The following is a 21,764-nucleotide window of genomic DNA, read 5'->3' on the forward strand; positions in this document are numbered from 1 at the left end:
AGCGCCGTAGGAATCTTCTTCCTTCCCGCCGCAGGCGGCAATGTCCTGAGACGTTGAGGGAGAGGAGGATGTCAAGTGGGTATCGGTGACCAGCGGGGCCATGGGGTCGAAATCGACGCCTTTCACCTCCACCGCGGTGAGGCCGAGGCCATCGAGGTGGTCCTTCACAGCGCGCTTGATGCTGACGTCGTAATAGAAATAGACCCCGCCGTAGGCCAGGCCGGCCCGCTAAATCCCAGGCGCGACCCTAGCGGGGCAGCCAGGCTCCCTCGCGGATCACCGGGTAGCCGGCGACCGGCCGGTTATAGAGATAGAGCCAGGCGGGACCGAAGGTGGTGGTATGGACGAGGCGGTCGTAGTCGCCCTCACGCGGGGTGCGCACCCGGTAGTCCTCCAGGCGGTCGAGGCCGGCCAGCAGCCGGGCATCCACCCGGAATACCTCCACCTCGATGCCCTGCGAGGGCTCGAGTTTGGCGGCGGGGTAGGGCCCCAGGTCGTAGAGCGTGGCGCTGGTGAGCCGATCACCGCCCAGGAAATCGGCGCCGTCGAGCCAGTGGTGGTTGCGCAGCCCGCGCTTCAAGGTGCCGTAGACGGCGACCAGCGGCGTGTGACGCACGGCGAGGGGGGGAGTGTGCATGGCCGGTCCTTGCCTCCTCAGGGATGGGGTCGAGTGTCGGCCACGATCTTACCTGACGCGGGCGGTAAGCGTTTCGACATCGACCTTCTCGATTTCTTCGCCGAGGAAATCCAGTAGGGCCCTGACCGAAGGTAACAGGCCGCGCCTCGAAGGGAAGACGGCGTGCAGGATACCGCCTCGGGGTTGCCACCCCGGCAGCACATCGATCAGCCGACCCGCCTGCAGATCCTGGCCTCCTACCAGCAGGGCCAGCTTGACGACGCCCAGTCCTCGAAGGGCGGCCTCATGCAGGGTCTCTGCGCTGTCCGTCACCAGGCGAGGCCGGTGATGGATCTGGGCCGTCATGCCATCCGGACCCGCCAGGTCCCAGACATGCTGCTTGTCATGCTGCTCGAAATCCAGGCTCGGCAACTCGATGAGATCGGCCGGTCCCCGGGGTAGGGGGCGATGCTCGAACAGGCCGGGCGCGGCCATCAGGCGCTGGGGACTGCTCGACAGCACCTTCATCGCCAGCTCGCTGTCTTCCAGGGGCGGGAAGCGCACTCGGATCGCCATGTCGAAGCCTTCTTTCACCACGTCGACGCGACGGCTGGTGGCCTCGACCTGGACCTCCACCTCGGGGCAGCGTGCCATGAAGCGAACCAGCAAGGGCGTGATCAGGTAGTGCAGCACACTGGGTGAACAGCTGAGTTTCACCAAGCCTCGCGGTTCAGCGCGATTGTGCTCGATCAGCTCTTCGGCAGCCTCTGCTTCCACCAGCATGGCCACGCAATGGCGGTAGTAGGCCTGGCCGAGCTCGGTGACCGAGACATGACGCGTCGACCGGTTGAGAAGCCGGGTCGCCAGCTGCTTCTCAAGCTGGCCGATGCGTCGGCTCAGTTTCGACTTGGGGATGCCCAGGGCGCGGCCGGCCGGGGCGAAGCCGCCGTGGTTCACTACCTGGACGAAGTAGTAGAGATCGTTGAGGTCACGCATGGGTCGTCCTGTGAGTGGAACGGTCTGTCCGAATCTTACCCTCTACTGCTGTCGGCGTTCCTTTTCTAGGATTCCTGCATCGGGGCCACATGTGCCCTTCCTGCCAACAGGAGCCCGATCATGAAGAAGATCCGAAGGGTATACAGTGCACCGCATGGTCATTGGGTAGGTGACGGTTTCCCCGTGCGTTCCCTGTTCACCTATGACCGTATGGGAGCCGAGACCATCAGCCCTTTCCTGATGCTGGATCATGCCGGCCCCTTTAGCTTCAAGCCTGCCAAGCGGCCGCGGGGCGTCGGTCAGCATCCCCACCGAGGCTTCGAGACGGTGACCCTGGTCTACGAAGGAGAGCTCGAGCATCGCGACTCCACCGGCAGCGGTGGTCGGATCGGCGAGGGAGACGTGCAGTGGATGACCGCCGGGGCCGGCATCATCCACGAGGAGTTTCACTCCCAAGCCTTCACCGAGCAGGGCGGTCGCCTCGAGATGGTGCAGCTGTGGGTCAACCTGCCGGCCCGGGACAAGGACGCTCCGGCAGCCTACCAAACGCTGCTCGACGCCGACATTCCCAGCGTGGCGTTGGGCGGAGAGGCTGGCCATGCGCGCGTGGTGGCGGGGAGATATCTTGGTCATGAGGGACCCGCGAGCACCTTCACCCCGATCAACCTGTGGGACGTGCGGATGGCCGCGGGGCGGCATGCCACCCTATCGGTCCCGGAGGGACATACCACCCTGCTGGTGGTGCTGGAGGGCACCGTCCAGGTCAATGGCGAGACCGTCGTGCGCGACGAGGCCGTGGTGAGCTTCGAGCGTCGTGGCGAGATGCTTTCTCTGGAGGCCAACAACGACGCCAAGCTGCTGCTGCTCAGTGGCGAGCCCATCGATGAGCCGGTCGTCGGCCATGGGCCCTTCGTGATGAACAGCGTGGAGGAGACCCACCAAGCCTTCGCCGACTTCCAACTAGGGAAGTACGGCGCCCTGAACGGCTAGCGGGAGCTCTACGCTAGCGGTTCTTCTCCGGCGGCTCGGCCGCTGGCTTACCCCCTGATGCAATAGGAGCGCAAACATGTCCTTTACCTATAACCGCCTCGACAAAGAGGACGTGGCCCTGCTGATGGTCGACCATCAGGCTGGCCTGCTGTCCCTGGTCCGTGACTTCAGCCCGGACGACTTCAAGAACAATGTCCTGGCGCTGGCGGACATCGCCAAGTTCTTCGACATCCCCACCATCCTCACCACCAGCTTCGAGGACGGCCCCAACGGGCCCATGGTGCCGGAACTCAAGGAGATGTTCCCCCAGGCGCCCTACCTCGCGCGTCCGGGGCAGATCAACGCCTGGGACAACGAGGATTTCGTTGCCGCGGTCAAGGCCACCGGCAAGAAGCAGCTGCTGGTCGCCGGCGTGGTCACCGAGGTGTGCGTGGCCTTCCCGGTGTTGGCCGCCCTGGAGGAGGGGTATGAGGTCTTCGTGGTCACGGATGCTTCCGGTACCTTCAACCAGACCACTCGCGACGCCGCCTGGGATCGCATGTCACAGGCTGGTGCCCAGATGTTGACCTGGTTCGGCGCCGGCTGCGAGCTGCACCGCGACTGGCGCAACGACATCGAAGGCTTCGGCGGCCTGCTGGCAGGCCACCTGCCCGCGTACGCCAACCTGATCCAGAGCTACAACCAGCAGACACAGGGCTAAACGCGATAGGCTCGGCTCCAGGGAGGCGCATGGCCTTCCCCGTGGCCGAGCTGTGTTCGTGCCTCACGGAAGGATTCCCCCATGAGTACATTCGTCGAAGATCGCGACCTGGTCTCTTCCCGCGACTGCCCCGTCGTCGACGGCAAGCGTCAGATCCAACACGTGGCGCCGCGTACCGCCGATGTCGGCGGGATTCCGGTTAACCGGGTGTTACCTTCGCGACACCGCCGGCTGGCGGGAGCCTGGTGCTGTCGGTGGCCGATCGATCTGGGTCACCGAGGAAGACGGAAGGTCCAGCAACACCCCCTGGCGGGTGGCTCTTTTTCCTCGTGCATGTAGAGCGGGCAAGGAGAGGGCATGCATATCACAATCCTGACCCTGACGATCGCCCTGCCGGGCTGTCGCTCGCTCAAGGAGAAGCGACAGCGCATGGGCGGCCTGCACGAGCGCTTCGGGCGCCATCCGGCGGTCGCCGTCTGCGAGAGCGGCGACCTTGATCGCCACGATGCCAGCGAGTGGACCTTCGTGGTGGTGGGCGCCACCTCGCGAGCCGTGGAGTCGCTGTGCAGCGAGATCGAGGAGAAGTGCCTCCATACGGTGGATGGCCGGGTGATGGAGGTGAGGCGCGAGCGGCTGTGAGTCGGGTTGCGGGTGAGCCATTGTCAGCGGTCGGGTCACCTGCGCTAGCCTGTAGGTCGAACGCCCATCCGAACCACCCTTTCCGGAGTGCCCGACATGACTCACGCCGACTGCCTGGGCATCCTGCTGCCCGACGACGGGCCAGATGACTACGAGTGGATCACCCTGGCGGAGCGAGCACACGAACTGCCGCGGCTCGCGCTGGGCCGGGTGACAAGCGACGGCCACCATGCGCCGGCGGCGCTGCTCGCCCTGGGCGCCGTGGAGCGGCTGGCCCCGCCGGGCGAGCGGCTGGTCGAGCAGGCCGGGGCGCGCGCCGTGGTGTGGGCCTGCACCAGCGCCAGCTTCATCGGCGGGCTTGGCTGGGCCCATGACCAGTGCACCGCGCTCGAGGCGCGACTGGGGGTGCCGGTGACCAGCACGGCGCTGGCATTTCTCGAGGCCCTCGATGCCCTGGGTCACGATCGGGTCGACCTGCTGAGCCCCTACCCGGACGACGTCACCCTGCGGCTGGTGAGCTTCCTGCGCGAGGGCGGGGTCGGCGTGGTTGACGACAAAACGCTGGACTGCCCCTATGCCGCCGATTCGCACCGCGCCGACATCCTCGAGGAGGTGCGCCGCTTCGGCGCCCGCCATCCCGATAGCACGCGGCCGCTGCTGATCCCCGATACCGCCATCGACACGCTTGACCGGCGCGAGGCGCTGGTCCGGGAGGCCGGACGCGAGGTGCTGACTGCCAATCAGGTGAGTCTCTGGGCCGGTCTCAGGCGGCTCGCCGGCGCCGCTCGACCGCCGGCGCTGCTCGGCCCCCTGGCCGATCGCTGAGCTTGCTGGGCCGGTCAGGGCTTGGGCGCGTCGAACTCGGCGGGCTCGTCGGTATAGACACAGACGTTGGCGTCTTCGATATCGCCGTTCGGGTCCTCGAGGTGAGTCGCGAAGAACGCCTGGATCTCCCAGCGCTGGCAGTGCGCCTCGAAGGCCTCGCGGTTGGCCCAGATCTCGTGGAAGACGATGGGATAGCTCTCGCCCTGGGCGAAGGGATTGTCGATATGGCGGGTGACGGTGTAGTGCAGGCAGGCGTCCTCGCGGTGGGCGTTCGGCTCCAGGGCCTGGAGTGCCTTGAAGACGGCGTCTTCCTTGCCAGGCTTGGGCTTGAAGCTCGCGGTGCAGTAGATCTTCTGTGACATGATGACTCCTGATGGGGGAAATGCCGCGGCGACGATACCAACAAGCGCGCAGCGCCACCAGCCACCCTGATCCGCGGCTCGGGATCCGGGCTTGGCCGCCCTGTTGCGACAACGCCGCCCCGACCGCCCAGGGGCGAGAAACGACCAGCGATCTGGAGGATGGATGCCATGCGTCTAGACGGTTCCTGCCACTGCGGCGCGGTGCGCTTTCGCGTCGAGTCCCCGCACCCCTACCCCTATCAGCGCTGCTACTGTTCGATCTGTCGAAAGACGGCCGGCGGTGGCGGCTATGCCATCAACCTGGGGGCGCTGGCCGAGACCCTCGAGGTCGAGGACGCCGAACACCTGCGGGTCTATCATGCCGTGATCGACGGCGTGGAGAGCTCGGGCGAGCGGCACTTCTGCGGCCGCTGCGGCAGCGCGCTGTGGGTCTTCGACCCGGACTGGCCCGAGCTCGTGCATCCCTTCGCCTCGGCCATCGACAGTGAGTTGCCGATCCCGCCCGAGCGAGTCCACCTGCGGCTCGACAGCAAGGCCGGCTGGGTGGAGGTCGAGGCACGCGACGGCGACCGCTGCTTCGCCGGCTATCCAGAGGAGAGTCTCGCCGAGTGGCACCGGCGCCTGGGCCTGGAGCGCTGATCGATCCTGCACCGGGACTGGCAGCGCGGCGTCGCTATGCCACAATGGCGCTGCCCCCGCGGCTCGTGTCAGGGCATGGCGGGGCAGGGATGCAGGGCGAGCCTGGAAACGCCGTGAAGACGGACGGCAGGACAAGCGTGGCAAGCGCCGGGCAGCCCAGAGCCGGTCAGCCAAGCAGAACGGCAACAGGATAGCGGCAAAAGGAGAGCGGCAATGACGGAGCGGGCAGCACGCGGCGAGCGCATCCCGGTCGGCATCAGCGCCTGCCTGACGGGCGAGCCGGTGCGCTACAACGGCGGGCACAAGCGCTCCCGCTATTGTCTGGAGGTGCTCCAGGAGCGCTTCGCCCTCGAGCCCTTCTGTCCCGAGCTCGCGGCCGGGCTCGGCGTGCCTCGCGAACCCATCCGCCTGGTCGGCCTGCACGACGAGACGCCCCGGGTACTGGGCACCCAGGACCCGAGCCTCGATGTCACCGAGCGTCTAGAGGAGGTCAGCGAGGCGTTCGTCGCCGGCCACCGTCACCTGCGTGGCTTCATCCTGATGAAGGGCTCGCCGAGTTGCGGGCTCGAGCGGGTCAAGGTCTACCATCCCAACGGCATGCCCAGCCATTCGGATGCGGGCGCCTTCGTGCGCGCCCTGCGCCGCCACTTCCCGGAACTGCCGCTGGAGGAGGAGGCGCGGCTCAACGATGCCGTGCTGCGCGAGAACTTCATCACCCGAGTCTACGCCTTCGACGACTGGAAGCGCCGGGTCGAGGCCACGCCCAGCTATCACGCCCTGCTGCAGTTCCACCGCCGGCAGAAGTACCTGCTGATGGCCCATCACGTGGAGACCTATCGCGAGCTGGGTCGCTACCTGGCCGATGCCAGCAAGCGACCGCTCGCGGAGGCCATGGCGCACTACCTGCAGCGCTTCATGGCGGCGCTTGGTCGGCCGGCGACCCGCAAGAGCCACACCAATGCCCTGCTGCACGTGCTGGGCTACCTCAAGCAGGCCGTCGACGGCGAGACGCGCCAGGACCTGCTGGCGGCCATCGAGGACTACCGCCTGGGCCACGTGCATCTGGTGGTACCGATCCGCCTGCTCACCCACTACGTGAAGCGCCACGGCTCGGACTACATCCGCGAGCAGACCTATCTCGACCCGCATCCCTATGAGCTGGGCCTGCGCAACGCCATTTAATGAATCTTGCGCGCCGCCTAGAGCCGGCGCTCGTCGCGGGTGGAGCGCAGCAGCAGGCGGTCCAGCAGCCGGGTGCCGAGCACTCGCCTGAGGGTGCCGAACAGATGGGTCGGCACGGTCACGTAGTAGCGTGCCTTGGGGCGCCGGCTCTCCAGGGCATGCACCAGCTTCTCGACCACCGCCTCGGGCCCCAGGGTGAAGCGCCCGCCGCCGTCATCGCCGGCCAGTCGCGCCTCCACGGCGCGGTAGGTCTCGGCGTGGGCGCTTGCCGCGGTGTCGATATGCGCCTTGAAGGCGCGGTAGGCGGTCTCGCGAAAGCGGCTGGTGATCGGCCCCGGCTCGATCAGGCTGACGTGGATGCCGCTGCCGTCGAGCTCCAGGCGCAGGGTGTCGGTCAGCCCCTCCAGGGCGAACTTGGAGCAGACGTAGGCGCCGCGGTAGGGCAGGGCGGCCAGCCCCAGCACCGAGCTGTTCTGCACGATGCGCCCCCCGCCCTGGCGACGCATCGCCGGCAGCACCCGGCAGGTGAGCTCGTGGGTGCCGAGCAGGTTGGTCTCCAGCTGGGCGCGCAGCACCGCCCGGGAAAGATCCTCCACCGCGCCGGGCTGTCCGTAGGCGGCGTTGTTGAAGAGCGCATCGAGCCGCCCGCCGGTCGCTGCCAATGCCGTCTCGACGCAGGCGGCGATCGACTCGCTGTCATCGAGATCGAGGTATATCGCCGTCAGGCCCGCCTCGTGCAGCCGGGCCAGGTCCTCGTCGCGACGCGCGGTGGCGAACACCCGCCAGCCGCGCTCGGCGAGGGCCAGGGCGGCGGCCCGGCCGATGCCGCTGGAGGCGCCGGTGACCAGCACGCTTTTGGAGGATGCATCGGGAGAGGCGGACATCGATCGGGCTCCTGGCAGTCGGGGGGTGGAGAGAAGAGGGGCCGGCGCGTCGATCGCGTCGGCTCGGCAACCCCGCACTCTGTCGGCTGGTGCCCGGCCATGCAAGTCGCTCGCGAAGTCCCTACAATGCGGACCTCTTTCGAGGTCGAGCGTCCATGCCCCTATCCCTTTCCCATACCCAACGCTTCGCGTGGCTGAGCGCGCTGCTGGCCGAGTGGCAGCCGCTGTGGCGCCCGCTGCCGTTCCAGCATCGTGGCTCGCCCTGGGGCGAGGCGTACTCGGCGCTGGAGGCTGCACTGCTCGAGCTTTCCGACGCCGAGGTGGCTCGCCTGCAGGACGCCCCCTTCAGCGCCTCGCCCCTGGCCGATTGGCTACCGGTGGCGGCGCTGGCCGAGCTGGTGGAGTTGCCCGAGCTCACTGGCGAGGCCGGTGAGCTGCCGGCGGCCTGGGCGGCCCACGTCGGCGGGCGCAAATGGTCGCAGATCGAGGCCTTCCTGCCCCGGGTGGCGGCCTCGCCCGACGAGCGGCTGGTGGAGTGGTGCGCCGGCAAGGGGCACCTGGCCCGGGCGCTCTCGCGTCGCGGCGCTGCCGAGGTGACGGCGCTGGAGTGGCAGGCCACGCTGTGCCGGGACGGGCAGCGGCTGGCTGACCGCCAGGGGGCGGCGGTGCGCATGGCCGAGCAGGACGTGCTGGCGCCCGAGGCGGGGCGCTGGCTCTCGCCCGAGACGCACGTGGCGGCGCTTCACGCCTGCGGCGACCTGCATGCTCGGCTGATCGAGCTTTGCGCCGCGCAGGGCAGCGCCGTGACCCTGGCGCCGTGCTGCTATCAGCGCACCGCCGCAGCGCACTATCGGCCGCTGTCGCAGGGTGGGCGAGAGCGGGCGGCGGCCCTGGGGCTCTCGCTCAGCCGCGAGGAGCTCGCCATGGCGGTGCAGGAGACCGTGACCGCGCCGCGCCACGTGCGCCGTCGCCGCGAGCAGGCCGGCGCCTGGCGGCTGGGCTTCGACCTGCTGCAGCGCGAGGTACGCGGCGTCGACGCCTACCTGCCGGTGCCGAGCCTGGCCTACGGTCAGCTGCCGGCGCGCTTCGAGGCCTTCTGCCGCTGGGCGGCCGAGCAGAAGGGCCTGGTGCTGCCGGCCGGCGTCGACTGGGCGGCCTTCGAGGCCGTCGGCGAGCGGCGCCGGGCCGAGGTGACGCGCCGAGAGCTGGTGCGCCACCTGTTTCGGCGCCCGCTGGAGGTATGGCTGGTGCTGGACCGGGCTCTGCGCCTGGAGGAGGCGGGCTTCGACGTGGAGCTCGGCACCTTCTGCGCCCGCGAGCTGACCCCGCGCAACCTGCTGCTGCGCGCCTCGCGGGGCTAGAGAGAGCTTCTACACTGCAGGAACACCCTTGTGTCGGGGAACCTTCCCGGGAGGTGGGGCATGAGTGAGATCAAGACCTATCACGGCGCCTGCTTCTGTGGCGCCGTCCAGCTGAGGGTAACAGGCGAGCCGGAGGCGATGGGCTACTGCCACTGCGAGGACTGCCGCCACTGGTCGGCGGGCCCGGTGAATGCCTTCACGCTTTGGAAGCCCGAGGCGGTGGAAGTGGTCCAGGGGGCCAACATGCTAAGCAGCTACCACAGGACGCCGGCCAGCCTGCGCCAGTGGTGCCGCAGCTGCGGCGGCCATGTGCTGACCGAGCATCCCGGTATGGGGCTGGTCGATGTCTATGCGGCGATCATCCCCGACCTGACCTTCGAACCGGCCCTGCATGTGCACTATCAGGAGTCGGTGCTGCGCATTGTCGATGGCCTGCCCAAGATGCGCGATGTGCCCGCCGAGATGGGCGGTACGGGGGAGACCCTCGACGAGTGACGAGATCGGAGGGCATCATTGCGCCTCCCGAGCCTCCAGCCAGTCGCGAAAGAGCGCCTGGATGCGCGACCGGGTGCGGGCGTACCAAGTCTCGTCCTTGGTCACCGCCCGCTCGGCGTTCAGCGGGTGGGTCGGGATGTGCAGGCGCATGTCCACGCCACTCTCGGGGTGGGTGGTGACCCGCACCGCCGCCGAACGGCGGGCCGGGCCGTAGGGAATGTGCCGCGCCAGGTCGGCGAGGCGCTCGGCGGTGGTGGCAAAGCGCAGGAACTCGCGCGCCGCCTCGGGGTGGGGTGCGCCTCGCGGGATCGCCCAGGTCTCGTGCTCCTGGACCTGGCCGTCCCAGAGGATCTCGATCGGCACGCCGCGATGGACCATGGCATCGAAGAAGCGGCCGTTATAGCCCGAGGCCATCACCACTTCGCCCTCGGCCAGCAGGCGCGACGGGGTATCGCCGGCCTGCCACCAGCGGATCTCATCGAGCGTGTCCAGGCGCTCCCAGGCCAGGTCCAGGCCGCGGCGCGTGCTGAGCAGCCGGTAGAGCTCCTCGCGGGGCACCCGATAGGAGAGCAGCGCCCACTCCAGGTTGACTGCCGGGGTGTCCTGCAGGGCGCGCGGCCCGGGGAAGCGCCGCTGGTCGAAGAGATCGCCGATCCGGGTGGGCCGCCGGCCGGGGAAGGCGTCGGTGCGATAGGCGACCACGGTGGCGAAGATGCTGTGGGTGATGGCGCAGCGCCCGATGGCGCCCGGCAGGAAGTCCGCTTCGGCCGGGGTGCCGTCCGGGGCCAGCGCCAGCAGCTTGGGCGAGAGCGGCTCGAGCAGGCCCTCGGCGCAGGCGGCCATGGCCTCGCTGCGGGTCATGTCGATCAGGTCCCAGGGCACCTCGCCGTCGGCCACGGCGCCCCTGAGCGCCGCGAGCCCGCCGTCGTACTGCCGCACCGTCACGGGCCGACCGGTGGCGGCGGTGTAGGGCGCGAACAGCGCCGCCCGCTGGGCGCGCTCGTAGGCACCGCCCCAGCTGAGCACGACGAGGGCGTCCTCATCGGCCGCGCCGCCGACGGAGAGCAGAGCGAGCGCCAGCCCCAGCAGGCACGCCGGCCAGCGGCCTCGCGCTAGTTCTCGTTCATCCCGTGCCATGTTCCTCCCGTCGCAGTTCGTCGCCGTGTGCCAGGTAGGCACGGGTGATGCTCGACTCGAAGACCACTCCCAGGAAGGCGCCCTCGGCGTCGACTACCGGCAGGGCCTCGCCGGTGACGTCCTCGAGTGCCGCCATGGCGTCCCAGAGCGAGGCGTCGGGCCCAAGCACTCGACGCGCCAGCGGGGCGATCCGGTCCACCCGCTGCACCTTGCCGGTGTCACCCTGCGTCGCCTCCCGCGCCGCCTCCAGGTCGGCCAGGCTCACGCAGCCTCGGTAACGCCCCGCCTCGTCGACCAGATAACCCTCGCCGTGGCGGGCGCGGCACAGCGCGGTGACCGCCTCGGCCACCGGCGTCTGCGGCCTGAGGGTCACGCCCTCATGCGACAGCTGCTCCGTCACCGGGGTCCCCCGCAGCACGGCGCGGCCGCGCCCGGCGGAGAGATCCAGGCCGCGCTCCACGAGCTGGATGTCGAACAGCGAGCGGCCGAAGAGCTGGGCGGCGATGGGGCTCGCCAGGGTCACGCTCGCCAGCGCCGCGGTGGTCAGCGCGTAGCTGCCGGTCAGCTCGAAGACGATCAGCAGGCTGGTCAGGGGCGCGCCGATCACCGGGGCGGTGACCGCCACCATGCCGCAGACGGCATAGAAGACGAAGGTCTCCTGGGGCGCGCCGCTGAGCTGGCCGACCAAGGTTCCGCACAGCGCCCCGAACAAGGTGCCGATGACCAGCGCCGGGCTGAACACCCCGCCACCGAAGCCCATGCCCAGGCAGAGCCCCGTGGCGGCGATCTTGAGCACCAGGACCAGCAGCAGCTCACCGCTGCCGAAGGCGCCGGCGATGGTGGCGAAGCGTAGGGTCTCCTGGCCCATGCCGAGGATGTCGGGGACCCACAGGGCGGTGAGGCCGAGCAGCGCGCCGGCCAGGGCGGGGCGCAGCGGTGCGGCCAGCGGCAGGCGCCGCGCCAGGCGCGTGACGCCGAGCAGGGTGCCCATGTAGGCCCCCGCGACCAGGGCGCCGAGGCCGCCGATCGCCAGGAAGGCGATGAACTCCCAGGGGCGCGGCACGGCGGTGTCGGCGACGTGGAAGAGCGCGCCGCGCTGGAGCACGTTGGCGGCGATCACGTGGCCGACCAGGGCCGCCGCGGCCACCGGGGCGAAGGCGCGCAGGGCGTAGTGGCGCAGCATCACCTCGTGGGCGAAGACGATGCCCGCCAGGGGCGCGTTGAAGGCGGTGGCGATGGCGGCGGCGACCCCGCAGGCGATGGTGACGTTGTCCTCGGAGCGACCCAGGCGCAGCAGTCGAGCGCTCAGCGAGCCCAGGGTGGCGCCCAGGTGGACCAGGGGGCCGTACTGGCCGACCGAGGCCCCGCTACCCAGCGAGATCAGGGCGCTGAGCGCCGAGAGGCCGCCGGCCCTTGCCGGCAGCCGGCCGCGGCGGGTCTGCACGGCGGCGATGGCGTCGGCCGGGGTATGCGGGCGCCGCTCGGGGATGGTGAGATGCACGACGCCCACCGCCAGGCCGCCGAGCGTCGGCACCGCGACGGTGATGACCAGCAGCAGGCCGGGATGGTCGAACATCATCCGGCTGCGCGGTGAGATCAGCAGCAGGTCGTTGAGCCAGAGCACCGCGGCGACGAAGCCTACCGCGACGAGCGCGGCGACGGCGCCGATCACGGCGCCCAGCAGCACCAGCCCCAGGAAGCGGACGACGGCCAGTGGCGCTCGGCCGGAGTGGGTGGCGGCGAAAAGCGATTTCATCCTCAAGGTGTAGGCGGGGGCGTCGCGCCGGGCAAGGCGCCTCGCGATCCGCGTCGGCATCGGGAACCGCCGGTGGGGTACCTGAAACGCGTTCGAGGGGCGAAAGCAGCGCAACACGCCGGCCGCGATCATGCAGCATGATCGCGGCCGACAGGGGGCGGTGACGATGGCGGACCGGCGGCTCAGTGTTGTCGGCTGAAGCGGCCGTGCGGACTGGCGGTCATCAGGCGGTCGAACTCGTGGCCGCTCATGTGCACCAGGGTCTGGTGGTCGCCGGCCTCGAAGTAGATATCGGGCTGGTGGCGCAGCATATCGTCGATATAGACCTGCAGGCCATAGGCCTGGCCCACCGGGGTGGTAGCGCCGGGGTCGCAGTCGCTGAACGTCTCGGCGACCTGTGCCTCCGAGGCCAGCTCGACCTTCTCGTGGAAGAGCGCCGAGAGTCGGTCGAGGTCGGCATCGCAGGTGCTCGGCAGCACGGCCAGCCGATAGCCCTCGTCGCCCTGCAGCATGACCGCCTTGGCCATCTGGTTGCCGGCGACGTGCGCCCGCTCGGCGATGCGGCTGCTGCTCACTTCGCGTGGGTGGGGGACTTCCTCGAAGTCGATGTCACAGGCTCGGAGGTACTCCCGTATCGTCATGGGCATGCTCATGACACTTTCTCCTTCGGCCGCTCGGGCCGGGGTCGACAGTGGTGGCCTCCCTGTGGATGGATGATGCGTTCCATCTCCTCAGCATAGTCCCTTCGGCGACATAGTCCCTTATACATAGCCCCCTTAGACATGGCCCCCTTAGACATGGACATGACTCCCTTCGACACAGCGTCTTCGGCCCGGTCGTTACCGGCGCTCGCCGGCGTGACGTGGCGCGAGTATCCGCTCAATTCGCGGGGGGAAAGCGCGCCAGCCGTTCCCGGGTGACGCCGTTACGCCGGACCCCCAGCGGCAGCAGGGTACCCGGGGCCTGGCGGCGCAGGATGGCGCTGAGGTCGGTGGGGGATTCAACATCGACGCCGGCGGCGGTGAGGATCATGTCGCCCGCTTCGAGGCCCGCCTGCTCGGCCACGCTCTCTTCGCCGACGCTCACGATGCGCACGCCGTCCGAGTGGGCCTCGAGCAGCACGCCCAGGCGCAGCGGGTCGGCGGGCTGGAAGGCGGATTCATCACCCAGCACGTAGCGTGCGTCGGCGTGTTCCGTCGGCGCGGCGCAGTCGCCGGTCGGGGTCCAGGGCAGCAGACTGCGGTGATCGGTGAGGCCCAGGTCGTCGAGCTGGGCAGGCACGCCGTCGCCGCCGCCGAGGTGCCCCTGGCCCATCAGCCCCACCACCAGGGTGTCGGGGCGCGCGGCATCCGACAGCGCGACGGCCATGGCGCGGTCCCACACCAGCTGGGCGGCGATGAAGCGCGCAAGGCCCGCGGTGTCGTCGTCGCGGTCGGCATGCTGCTCAAAGATCGCGGTGAGGCGCTCGCGATAGGCCGGCGCTGCCGGGGCCGGCGGGGTGATGCCGAAACGCTCCTCTGCGGGGACGGCCGCCCAGCCCTGTGCGGCCAGGCGCCCGCGCAGGGCGGGCGTGACGTTGAGGGCCACCAGCGGGATCCGCTGCATCCGCGCGAAGTGCAGGATCGGCAGGTAGAGCGCGGGATCGAAGCCCCAGGCCCGCTGCCAGTCGCTCGCCGCGAGAAAGCCCGCTTCGTCGAGCTCGCCGGCGGTCCAGGCGTCGAGCGCCGGCTGCGCCTCACGGGGCAGCATCTCCAGGCCGATCACCATCGACGGGCGGTGCGCGTGCAGGGCGGCCAGGGTGTGGAGCTGCCAGCGGTGGTGGTCGAGCCGGTCGTGGCGCTCGCCGAGCAGCAGCACCCGACGCTCGGCGAGCTCGGGCATCAGCGCCGCGGTGGAGCGCCGCTGGCCGTCGTCGGTCACCCACTGGCCGGGCGCGGGGCACGCCTGACCCTGGTTGTCGAAGGGAGCCTCGAGGGGCGTATCGAGAGGCGCGGCGAGGACGGCGGAAAAGGGAACGGCAAGGGCAACGGCGAGCCAGGCCGGCCGGGCGAGGCGGTCGCGGAAGCGGTGGCGCAGGAATCGGGTTGGCGACATCGGGGCGTCTCGGATTATCGTGGCGGATCATGCCCGGCAGCGCCGCAGGCTGGTCTCACCCTACCCCGTGGCCTGGTGGGGGGAAAGGGTGACGATCCGCCGGGCGTAGGCGTTTTCGCCCCCGCCGCAAGAGCTCGCTTAGCCCGAACCGCTACACTGGGGCGACAGGTTCCCGGTACTTCGCCCCCGGGTCGACCAGCGGGCGATCGGCAAGGGAAGACGGCGACGGCCGACATGGGTCGTGCGCGACCATCAGGGAAGGAGGCCTATGAAGACGCCACTTGCAGGGATCCTGGCGGTGCTGCTGTTGGCCATCTCCTGCCTGGGCCTGGCTCAGGAGGAGGCGGAGAATACGCGCTGGTTCAGCATCGACTCGCTGAATGCCGGCCTCGGTGAGCCGCCCGAAAAGATCGAACGCCGGACGCCGCGCGATGCGGTACGCAGTTTCCTGACGCTGACCGAGCAGGAGGACTATTCGGCCGCGGCGCATCTCCTCAACCTCCTCGACCTGCCCCCCAACGAGCAGGCCGAGCGCGGGGCGGTGCTGGCCAGGCAGCTCGCCGCCGTCCTGCAGCGGGGCGAGTGGATCAACGTCTCCTCGATCTCCGCGCGTCAGGATGCCATGGTCATGAGCACCTCCGACCAGAGCTCTCGCGCCGGTCAGCCACGGCGCAACCTCGAGCTGGCCAGCCTTGAGCTCGACGGACAGAGCTACGAGGTACGCCTGGGCCGTTACCGGATGGGAGAGCGGGAGCCTGTCTGGCTGATCGCCCCGGAGACGATCACCGCGATCCCCAGGCTCTACGAGAAATATGGCCCCTCCTGGCTCGAGGACCATATCCCCGAGCGTTTCCAGGTCTCCTTCGGCGTGCTGAAGCTCTGGGAATGGTTCGCCATCCCGATCTTCCTGTTCATCATCGGCGCGGCGGGGTTTTGCATACACGCCCTGATGGGCCTGCTGGCCGCCCGTCTGCCGGCGGGGCTTTCCAGCGTCTTCTCGCAGATGATCCGGCTGCCCATGGCCCTTCTCACCATGTCGCTGACGGCGCAGTGGCTGCTGACCTACGTGGTCTCCTTCTCGGGCGTGGTCACCGCCATATTGCGGGGACTGCTGGTCATCATCCTGGCCTGGGGCGTGGGCCTGATCGCGGTGCGGCTCGTGGATACGCTGCTGATCCGGATGACGCGCCGACTGGTGGGCGAGATCGACGACACCAAGAGCCGCGATGACCGCCAGCTGCTGACCACCCTCCACGCGCTGCGTCGCGCGGTGATCCTGATCACCGTACTGGCCGTGGCGATCTACGTGATCGCCCAGGTCAGCCTGTTCGAGAGCCTCGGCGTGACGCTGCTGGCCTCGGCCAGTGTGGTGACGGTGCTGGTGGGTATCGCCGGTCAGGCCGTACTGGGCAATATCCTGGCCTCCTTCCAGATCTCACTGACCAAGCCGATCCGGATCGGCGATCTGTTGGTCTTCGAGGATCAGTGGTGCTACGTGGAGGGCATCTATTATACCTTCATCCGCCTGCGGACCTGGGATGAACGGCGACTGGTCGTGCCCGTGAGGTACTTCGTCTCGAAGCCCTTCCAGAACCTCTCCTCGAAGAACGCGAAGCTCTGCCGGCCCATCGTGCTGACCCTGCATATCAGCGCCGATGTGGCGACCCTGAGGGAAAAGTTCAAGGAGTTCGCGATGGCCGAGGAGCAGGTCATTGACCACCACACGCTGGCCTGTTACGTGACGGGCCAGCATGAGGCCACCCAGGAGGTCTCCTTCTATCTGATGGGCCCCGAGCCCATGTGCGCCTGGGCAGCCGAGGCGAAGGTCCGCGAGAAGTTGCTGGCCTTCATTCGCGACCATCATCCCGAGTGGTGGCCCCGGGCGGTGGTGGTGCTCAGCGATCACGACATCGCCCGGGGCGACACGCCGGCGCACCGGCGGATCCGGCGGCCGGCCACGCTGGAAAAGCTCGATGAGGGCACAACGAAGGGCGCCGACGCGCCATCGTCCGAATAGCTCGGCACGAAGAGCTCGGCACGAAGAGCCCGGTCTGGACTGGCCCCGCACGGAATCTCCCGGTATGAATGACTCGGCGGCGCCATCACGGGCATGACCATCGGCATGCGAGCCACCGGAGAGAGACACGATGATACCCTACATGAGACCCGCGGGCCTCCTCGTCGCCGGCCTGTTCGCGTTGCTGCCGCTGTCGAGCTGCAGCAACGAGGAGGGCGTCGCCGAGGTGCCCCTGCCGGTGCTGGCGACTCGTCCCGTGGCCCACGACGATAGCCGCGTGGCGACGCAGGGCGTGGTGCGCCGCTTCGAGGCCCCGCTGCACTACTGGATCGAGGACGAAGACCTGCACCGAGTCGAAATCTTTCCCCACGAGCGCATCGCGCCTTACCTCGGTGAGGCCGTGCGGGTGGAAGGCCACTTCCGCTTCTCGCCGACGGAAGGACGCCGGCTCACGCTGGAGCGCGTCGAGCCCCTGGGGGGCGAGTAGTCGCGCTGGCCGTCGCAGCCGATCGTTCGGAACGCGGTGACCGGCGGTTGTCGGGTTTCGGGTGTCACCAGGTAACGCCGTCCAGACTTCCCTGCAGCGTGGCGACGAGGCGGCGGGAGCCGCCCTGGTCGCGATGCTCGCCCAGCCAGATACCCTGCCAGGTGCCCAGTGCCAGGCCTCCGCCGCGCACGCCCACGGTCAGCTGGGTACCGAACAGGCTGGCTGCCACGTGGGCGGGCATGTCGTCATCGCCCTCGAGGGTGTGGCGGAAGTAGGGCAGGGCGCCGGGCACCAGGTCGCGCAGGAAGGCGTCCATGTCATGGCGCACGTCCGGGTCTGCGCTCTCGTTGAGGGTCAGCGAGGCCGAGGTGTGCAGCAGCTGCAGGTGCACAAGCCCCACCCGAACCTCGGCCAGCCGCGGCAGGCCGGCGACGATCTCCTCGGTGACCCGGTGAAAGCCCCGCGACCGTGGCGACAGGGTGATGTCGCGTTGATCCCACATGGTCTCGATGTCTCCTGTCATGGATCCGATGCCCAGCATAGGGGAGGCCTTGGCGACATTCATCCCGGATGTCGCGGAAGCCGGCTTCCTGCAGGTCGGCCAGGGCTCGTTCGCGGCCACAGGCGCAGTCCAGCACCGTCTGGCCGTTGTCGCTCGCTGCTCGCCGGGCAGGATGCCATCACCCATTGGGCCTACTGCGATGCCTTGTCTCGCCAGCAGCCCTACGCGGCGCTGACCGCCGCCCGCCAGGTGGAGGACGCGCTGATCGGCGAGACCCAGGTGTGGGTCGCTCAACATTACGACATCCACTCGCCGGTCGGTCAGTCCCAGGCGTTGGCCCCGATGCGGTGCACGCTGACGTCGGCACCGTTGAACTCCTCCTCCTCGCTCAGGCGCAGGCCGGTGATCATGGCGACGGCGCCATAGACCAGCAGGCCACCGAGCACGGCCACCAGCACCCCGGCCAGCGAGCCGATCAGCTGGGAGACGAGGCTGACGCCACCGAGGCCGCCCAGCCCTGTCTGGCCGAAGATGCCCGCGGCGATGCCGCCCCAGACGCCACAGACGCCATGCAGCGGCCAGACACCCAGGACGTCATCCAGGCGCTCGACCCGATCCTGGGCCCATTCGAAGAGGATAACGAACATCGCCCCCGCCACGCCGCCGGTGATCAGGGCACCGACGGGATGCATCAGGTCGGAACCGGCACAGACGGCCACCAGGCCGGCCAGTGGTCCGTTGTGGATGAAGCCCGGATCCTTCCGGCCCAGCACCATCGAGACGACGATACCGCCCACCATTGCCATCAGGCTGTTCACGGCGACCAGGCCGCTGATGCCGTCGAGGGTCTGGGCCGACATGACGTTGAAGCCGAACCAGCCGATGGTCAGGATCCAGGCGCCCAGGGCCAGGAAGGGGATGTTGGAGGGAGCGAAGGCCACGACACGACCGTTGCGATAGCGCCCGTTGCGCGCCCCCAGCAGCAGCAGGGCCATCAATGCCACCCAGCCGCCCACGGCATGCACCACCACGGAGCCGGCGAAGTCATGGAATCCTGCACCGAAGCGGCGCGCCAGCCATTCCTGGATACCGAAGTTGCCGTTCCAGACGATGCCCTCGAAGAAGGGATAGACCAGCCCGACGATCAACCCGGAGGCGACCAGCATCGGGTAGAAGCGGGCCCGCTCGGCGATGCCGCCCGAGACGATGGCCGGGATCGCCGCGGCGAAGGTCATCAGGAAGAAGAACTTGACCAGCTCGTAGCCGTTGCCCGCGGTCAGTGCGCTGGCGCTGTGCAGAAAGTGCGTGTCGTAGGCGATGAAGTAGCCGACGAAGAAGTAGACGATGGCGGAGACGCCGAAGTCGGTCATGATCTTGACCAGGGCATTGACCTGGTTCTTGTGACGTACCGTGCCGACCTCCAGGAAGGCGAAGCCGGCGTGCATGGCGAGCACCATGATGGCGCCGATCAGGATGAAGAGCGTGTTGGCGCTCTGGGTCAGGGTCTGAACTGCACTCGTGATATCCACGTCGGTGATCTCTCCAGATACGATGATTGCCCCTCGGGGCTTCTTGGATATCTCCTCGCTGCAAGGAATGTTCCAGTTTGGCGCATCTGGATGCTCGGCCGTGAATTGAAGGTTTTCTCATGGTGCATGCGGCACGCTAAAAGGGACTTGCGGCACGATATTGCACGTATCTGGTGCCTGTCGGCTCGGCGGTGCACTATTTCGGTGAGGGGCGCCGTGTCGCTCGTCGAGTCCGGCATCTTCGGTCAGCTGATGGTCGGTGGGGACGAGGCACTGGTGCCGCTTGATGGCAGGCAGACGACAAAAGGCCCCGAGTCAGCGATGACTCGGGGCCTGCTTGACGCCTGTCGCCAGGCTTATGCGGTTTGGATAGCCGCCTGGGCGGTGGCGTGCTGGATCAGCTGTCGGCGACACTCGCCTTGGCGTTGCGCGCGGCCACCAGGCCCTGCTCGCGGGCCATGGCGTAGGCGGCCTGGGGGCCGGTCCACAGCGAGGGCAGCAGCACCAGCGACACCGGGATCGCGGTGATCACGATGAACTGCTGCAGGGCGCTGATCTGGCCGGCGCCCATGTAGAGCAGGATGCCCGCCATGATCGCCATGGCGATGCCCCAGAAGGCGCGAACCAGGCGGTTCGGGTCGTCGTGGCCGGTGCAGACCACGGCGATGGCATAGCTCATGGAGTCGCCGGTGGTGGCGACGAAGATGCTGGTCAGCACCAGGATGGCCATCGCCATCAGGCCGCCGCCGGGCAGCGCCTGGGCCACGGTGAGGGTCGCCACGTCGAACTGGAAGTTGTTAAGCGCCTCGGTGAGGTCGATCACGCCGGTCAGCTGGTAGTAGATGCCCGAGCCGCCGAGCAGGGTGAACCACATCGCGGTGGCGAGCGGCGCCATCACGGCCACGGCCAGGATCATCTGGCGGATCGAGCGGCCGCGCGAGATGCGCGCCACGAAGATCGCCATCAGCGGGCCGTAACCGATGAACCAGGCGAAGAAGAACACCGTCCACCACTTCATCCACCAGGCGGGCGCGGTCTCGGAGGTCATGGTCGCCATGGCGAAGAACGAGGTCAGGTACTCGCCGAAGCCCTGGGTGAAGGCGTTGGTCAAGAACAGCGTCGGGCCGAAGACGAAGATGACCACCGCGATGGCCAGCGCCAGGAAGACGTTGAAGCGGCTGAGGATCTGGATGCCCCGGTGGATGCCGGTCATCGCCGAGGTGACGTAGACCACGGCCAGTGCGACCAGGATCATCAGCTGGGTGCTGTAGCCTTCGGAGGCGCCGAACAGTTCATGCAGGCCGAAGCTAACCTGGGTGGCCAGAAAGCCGATGGGCCCGACGGTGCCGGCGACCACGGCGATCACGCAGCAGGCATCGACCAGGCTGCCGAACCAGCCCTTCATGATCCGCTCACCGAGCACCGGGTAGAGCAGGGTGCGCGGCTGCAGCGGCTGGCCCTTCACGTAGTGGGCATGCGCGAGCACCACGGCGGTGAGGGTGCCGAGCACGGCCCAGGCCAGGAAACCCCAGTGCATGAACGACTGAGCGAGGGCCCCTGCGACCGCTTCCGGGGTGCCAGCCTCGGTGTCGAAGGCCGGCGGGGTGACCACGAAGTGGTAGATCGGCTCACCCGCGGCGAAGAACACGCCGCCGCCGGCCAGCAGGGTGCACATGATCATCGACAGCCACTTGAAGGTGCTGATCTGTGGCGAGTCGAGGTTGCCCACCCGCGCCTGGCCGGCGGGGGAGATGGCCACGCCGATGCCGACCAGGAAGGTCAGCAGCAGCAACAGCTGGAAATAGGTGCCCAGCGTCGCGGCGGTCCAGGCGAAACCGCTGGCGATGCCATCGGCCACGCCCTGGATGTCGTACAGCGAGAGGCCGACGAAGGCGACGATGAAGCCGATGGTAAGCAACAGCACGAGAGGATCGCCAAGCCGCGACATGAGTCCCGTCTTGGCGGTCTGATCATTCTGGGGCATAGGGGGAGATGCTCTAGTTGGTAGGATTTTCGGCGTCTCCAAGACGCAACGCCGACTAGAGCGCCCGAAGTCTACCACCTCGGCGGCTCATGGTTAAGGGCGCGCCTGGGGGACGCAGGGCTATCGCCGTTAGCTCGGCCTCGAAAGCGAAAGGCGCCGGGGACAGGTCGAAGAGGGGGTCCGGAGGCCAGGGAAGGCGGAGGTAGCGTACAGGGAGGTATTCACAGCGCCCCCTCGAAGGCCTGTCGTCGGGAAAGCCTTGAGCGATGTTGCCAACGGCGATAGCCCTGCCCCGAGTGCGTAGCGGGCGGCAAGGGCTGCGATGCCCGCACCATGATCAGCGGTCGGCTAGAGATGTCATTGGGCTTTGCGCAGGCCGGCTCCCTTGTCTAACTTGAAATGGCTAAAGTTGCTTAAATGCCGAGCGACTGGTGCGTATGCATGGAGAGAGCGGGCTGGCCCCTGAAAGGTGGGTAGCACTATCGTGTACGTACAGGCAGGCGCAGCACAGCAGCCGCCGTCATCTACGCCGGGCGCAGGTCTGGGCAAGACCATAGCAGTGTCTATGA

21 protein-coding genes are annotated in these 21,764 nt (G+C 68.5%); 10 read left to right on the forward strand and 11 right to left on the reverse strand.

Translation table 11 applies throughout. The annotated features are described in order from the left end of the window. Positions 1 to 247 precede the first annotated feature (247 nt). On the reverse strand, positions 248 to 637 hold the full coding sequence (locus FEI13_RS17285) for a gamma-glutamylcyclotransferase family protein (RefSeq protein ID WP_138182756.1): 390 nt from the start codon (positions 635 to 637) through the stop codon (positions 248 to 250). 48 nt (positions 638 to 685) lie between these two features. Continuing rightward, positions 686 to 1,612, reverse strand: a complete 927-nt coding sequence (locus FEI13_RS17290) for a LysR substrate-binding domain-containing protein (protein ID WP_138182757.1) — start codon at positions 1,610 to 1,612, stop codon at positions 686 to 688. A gap of 183 nt (positions 1,613 to 1,795) precedes the next feature. Between FEI13_RS17290 and FEI13_RS17295 the strand changes: the two genes are divergently transcribed. From FEI13_RS17295 to FEI13_RS17315, 4 genes are all read left to right on the forward strand, one after another. Further along, entirely contained in the window at positions 1,796 to 2,602 is an 807-nt protein-coding gene (locus tag FEI13_RS17295) for a pirin family protein (protein WP_240036558.1), read from the forward strand. Positions 2,603 to 2,678: 76 nt separating this feature from the next. Continuing rightward, on the forward strand, positions 2,679 to 3,302 hold the full coding sequence (gene ycaC, locus FEI13_RS17300; protein ID WP_138182759.1) for an isochorismate family cysteine hydrolase YcaC: 624 nt from the start codon (positions 2,679 to 2,681) through the stop codon (positions 3,300 to 3,302). Positions 3,303 to 3,659: 357 nt separating this feature from the next. Then, on the forward strand, positions 3,660 to 3,941 hold the full coding sequence (locus FEI13_RS17310) for a DUF503 domain-containing protein (RefSeq protein ID WP_138182760.1): 282 nt from the start codon (positions 3,660 to 3,662) through the stop codon (positions 3,939 to 3,941). 96 nt (positions 3,942 to 4,037) lie between these two features. Further along, a complete protein-coding gene (locus tag FEI13_RS17315) occupies positions 4,038 to 4,766 on the forward strand; it encodes an aspartate racemase/maleate isomerase family protein (RefSeq protein ID WP_138182761.1) in 729 nt (242 codons plus the stop codon). A 14-nt stretch (positions 4,767 to 4,780) separates the two neighbouring features. Here FEI13_RS17315 and FEI13_RS17320 read toward each other — a convergent pair whose 3' ends face one another. Next, the gene (locus FEI13_RS17320; RefSeq protein ID WP_138182762.1) at positions 4,781 to 5,128 is read right to left on the reverse strand and encodes a putative quinol monooxygenase; all 348 of its coding nucleotides are present in this window, start codon (positions 5,126 to 5,128) and stop codon (positions 4,781 to 4,783) included. 168 nt (positions 5,129 to 5,296) lie between these two features. Between FEI13_RS17320 and FEI13_RS17325 the strand changes: the two genes are divergently transcribed. Then, entirely contained in the window at positions 5,297 to 5,767 is a 471-nt protein-coding gene (locus FEI13_RS17325; RefSeq protein ID WP_138182763.1) for a GFA family protein, read from the forward strand. Positions 5,768 to 5,980: 213 nt separating this feature from the next. Beyond that, entirely contained in the window at positions 5,981 to 6,949 is a 969-nt protein-coding gene (locus FEI13_RS17330; RefSeq protein ID WP_138182764.1) for a YbgA family protein, read from the forward strand. A gap of 17 nt (positions 6,950 to 6,966) precedes the next feature. Here FEI13_RS17330 and FEI13_RS17335 read toward each other — a convergent pair whose 3' ends face one another. Further along, positions 6,967 to 7,833: an SDR family oxidoreductase gene (locus tag FEI13_RS17335; RefSeq protein WP_138182765.1), complete on the reverse strand. Its 867-nt coding sequence runs from the start codon at positions 7,831 to 7,833 to the stop codon at positions 6,967 to 6,969. 155 nt (positions 7,834 to 7,988) lie between these two features. On the opposite strand from FEI13_RS17335, the gene FEI13_RS17340 reads away from it, so the two are divergent. Then, entirely contained in the window at positions 7,989 to 9,194 is a 1,206-nt protein-coding gene (locus FEI13_RS17340) for a methyltransferase (protein ID WP_138182766.1), read from the forward strand. Positions 9,195 to 9,254: 60 nt separating this feature from the next. After that, the gene (locus tag FEI13_RS17345) at positions 9,255 to 9,689 is read left to right on the forward strand and encodes a GFA family protein (protein WP_138182767.1); all 435 of its coding nucleotides are present in this window, start codon (positions 9,255 to 9,257) and stop codon (positions 9,687 to 9,689) included. A gap of 15 nt (positions 9,690 to 9,704) precedes the next feature. On the opposite strand, the gene FEI13_RS17350 is transcribed toward FEI13_RS17345, so the two are convergent. The 4 genes from FEI13_RS17350 to FEI13_RS17365 all read right to left on the reverse strand — a co-directional run bounded on the left by FEI13_RS17350 (position 9,705) and on the right by FEI13_RS17365 (position 14,676). Further along, entirely contained in the window at positions 9,705 to 10,826 is a 1,122-nt protein-coding gene (locus FEI13_RS17350; protein WP_138182768.1) for an extracellular solute-binding protein, read from the reverse strand. Continuing rightward, positions 10,813 to 12,642 carry a chloride channel protein gene (locus tag FEI13_RS17355; protein ID WP_240036559.1) on the reverse strand — a complete coding sequence of 610 codons (1,830 nt, stop codon included), beginning with the start codon at positions 12,640 to 12,642 and terminating at the stop codon, positions 10,813 to 10,815. Before FEI13_RS17355 ends, FEI13_RS17350 begins: the two co-directional genes overlap by 14 nt. A gap of 122 nt (positions 12,643 to 12,764) precedes the next feature. After that, positions 12,765 to 13,235: an aminoacyl-tRNA deacylase gene (locus tag FEI13_RS17360; protein WP_138182769.1), complete on the reverse strand. Its 471-nt coding sequence runs from the start codon at positions 13,233 to 13,235 to the stop codon at positions 12,765 to 12,767. A gap of 226 nt (positions 13,236 to 13,461) precedes the next feature. After that, complete coding sequence (locus tag FEI13_RS17365; RefSeq protein ID WP_138182770.1) at positions 13,462 to 14,676, reverse strand: ChaN family lipoprotein; 1,215 nt, start codon at positions 14,674 to 14,676, stop codon at positions 13,462 to 13,464. 268 nt (positions 14,677 to 14,944) lie between these two features. Between FEI13_RS17365 and FEI13_RS17370 the strand changes: the two genes are divergently transcribed. Both FEI13_RS17370 and FEI13_RS17375 read left to right on the forward strand, forming a co-directional pair. Then, positions 14,945 to 16,693 carry a mechanosensitive ion channel family protein gene (locus FEI13_RS17370; protein ID WP_138182771.1) on the forward strand — a complete coding sequence of 583 codons (1,749 nt, stop codon included), beginning with the start codon at positions 14,945 to 14,947 and terminating at the stop codon, positions 16,691 to 16,693. A gap of 142 nt (positions 16,694 to 16,835) precedes the next feature. Beyond that, positions 16,836 to 17,180, forward strand: coding sequence for a hypothetical protein (locus tag FEI13_RS17375; RefSeq protein ID WP_240036560.1), 345 nt, complete (start codon positions 16,836 to 16,838; stop codon positions 17,178 to 17,180). Between the two features lie 64 nt (positions 17,181 to 17,244). Here FEI13_RS17375 and FEI13_RS17380 read toward each other — a convergent pair whose 3' ends face one another. From FEI13_RS17380 to FEI13_RS17390, 3 genes are all read right to left on the reverse strand, one after another. Further along, positions 17,245 to 17,682, reverse strand: coding sequence for a secondary thiamine-phosphate synthase enzyme YjbQ (locus tag FEI13_RS17380; protein ID WP_138182773.1), 438 nt, complete (start codon positions 17,680 to 17,682; stop codon positions 17,245 to 17,247). Positions 17,683 to 18,002: 320 nt separating this feature from the next. Next, positions 18,003 to 19,211, reverse strand: coding sequence for an ammonium transporter (locus FEI13_RS17385; protein ID WP_138182774.1), 1,209 nt, complete (start codon positions 19,209 to 19,211; stop codon positions 18,003 to 18,005). A 397-nt stretch (positions 19,212 to 19,608) separates the two neighbouring features. Then, a complete protein-coding gene (locus FEI13_RS17390; RefSeq protein ID WP_138182775.1) occupies positions 19,609 to 21,195 on the reverse strand; it encodes a BCCT family transporter in 1,587 nt (528 codons plus the stop codon). Positions 21,196 to 21,764 lie beyond the last annotated feature (569 nt).

The sequence above is a fragment of the Halomonas urmiana genome, from assembly GCF_005780185.1.
GTDB classification, from domain to species: domain Bacteria; phylum Pseudomonadota; class Gammaproteobacteria; order Pseudomonadales; family Halomonadaceae; genus Halomonas; species Halomonas urmiana.

What these genes read in the sequence shown, in the direction of transcription:
- FEI13_RS17285 (WP_138182756.1), bottom strand. Translation starts at nt 637, where the DNA reads ATGCACACTCCCCCCCTCGCCGTGCGTCACACGCCGCTGGTCGCCGTC.
- FEI13_RS17290 (WP_138182757.1), bottom strand. Translation starts at nt 1,612, where the DNA reads ATGCGTGACCTCAACGATCTCTACTACTTCGTCCAGGTAGTGAACCAC.
- ycaC (WP_138182759.1), top strand. Translation starts at nt 2,679, where the DNA reads ATGTCCTTTACCTATAACCGCCTCGACAAAGAGGACGTGGCCCTGCTG.
- FEI13_RS17310 (WP_138182760.1), top strand. Translation starts at nt 3,660, where the DNA reads ATGCATATCACAATCCTGACCCTGACGATCGCCCTGCCGGGCTGTCGC.
- FEI13_RS17315 (WP_138182761.1), top strand. Translation starts at nt 4,038, where the DNA reads ATGACTCACGCCGACTGCCTGGGCATCCTGCTGCCCGACGACGGGCCA.
- FEI13_RS17320 (WP_138182762.1), bottom strand. Translation starts at nt 5,128, where the DNA reads ATGTCACAGAAGATCTACTGCACCGCGAGCTTCAAGCCCAAGCCTGGC.
- FEI13_RS17325 (WP_138182763.1), top strand. Translation starts at nt 5,297, where the DNA reads ATGCGTCTAGACGGTTCCTGCCACTGCGGCGCGGTGCGCTTTCGCGTC.
- FEI13_RS17330 (WP_138182764.1), top strand. Translation starts at nt 5,981, where the DNA reads ATGACGGAGCGGGCAGCACGCGGCGAGCGCATCCCGGTCGGCATCAGC.
- FEI13_RS17335 (WP_138182765.1), bottom strand. Translation starts at nt 7,833, where the DNA reads ATGTCCGCCTCTCCCGATGCATCCTCCAAAAGCGTGCTGGTCACCGGC.
- FEI13_RS17340 (WP_138182766.1), top strand. Translation starts at nt 7,989, where the DNA reads ATGCCCCTATCCCTTTCCCATACCCAACGCTTCGCGTGGCTGAGCGCG.
- FEI13_RS17345 (WP_138182767.1), top strand. Translation starts at nt 9,255, where the DNA reads ATGAGTGAGATCAAGACCTATCACGGCGCCTGCTTCTGTGGCGCCGTC.
- FEI13_RS17350 (WP_138182768.1), bottom strand. Translation starts at nt 10,826, where the DNA reads ATGGCACGGGATGAACGAGAACTAGCGCGAGGCCGCTGGCCGGCGTGC.
- FEI13_RS17355 (WP_240036559.1), bottom strand. Translation starts at nt 12,642, where the DNA reads ATGCCGACGCGGATCGCGAGGCGCCTTGCCCGGCGCGACGCCCCCGCC.
- FEI13_RS17360 (WP_138182769.1), bottom strand. Translation starts at nt 13,235, where the DNA reads ATGAGCATGCCCATGACGATACGGGAGTACCTCCGAGCCTGTGACATC.
- FEI13_RS17365 (WP_138182770.1), bottom strand. Translation starts at nt 14,676, where the DNA reads ATGTCGCCAACCCGATTCCTGCGCCACCGCTTCCGCGACCGCCTCGCC.
- FEI13_RS17370 (WP_138182771.1), top strand. Translation starts at nt 14,945, where the DNA reads ATGAAGACGCCACTTGCAGGGATCCTGGCGGTGCTGCTGTTGGCCATC.
- FEI13_RS17375 (WP_240036560.1), top strand. Translation starts at nt 16,836, where the DNA reads ATGAGACCCGCGGGCCTCCTCGTCGCCGGCCTGTTCGCGTTGCTGCCG.
- FEI13_RS17380 (WP_138182773.1), bottom strand. Translation starts at nt 17,682, where the DNA reads ATGTGGGATCAACGCGACATCACCCTGTCGCCACGGTCGCGGGGCTTT.
- FEI13_RS17390 (WP_138182775.1), bottom strand. Translation starts at nt 21,195, where the DNA reads ATGCCCCAGAATGATCAGACCGCCAAGACGGGACTCATGTCGCGGCTT.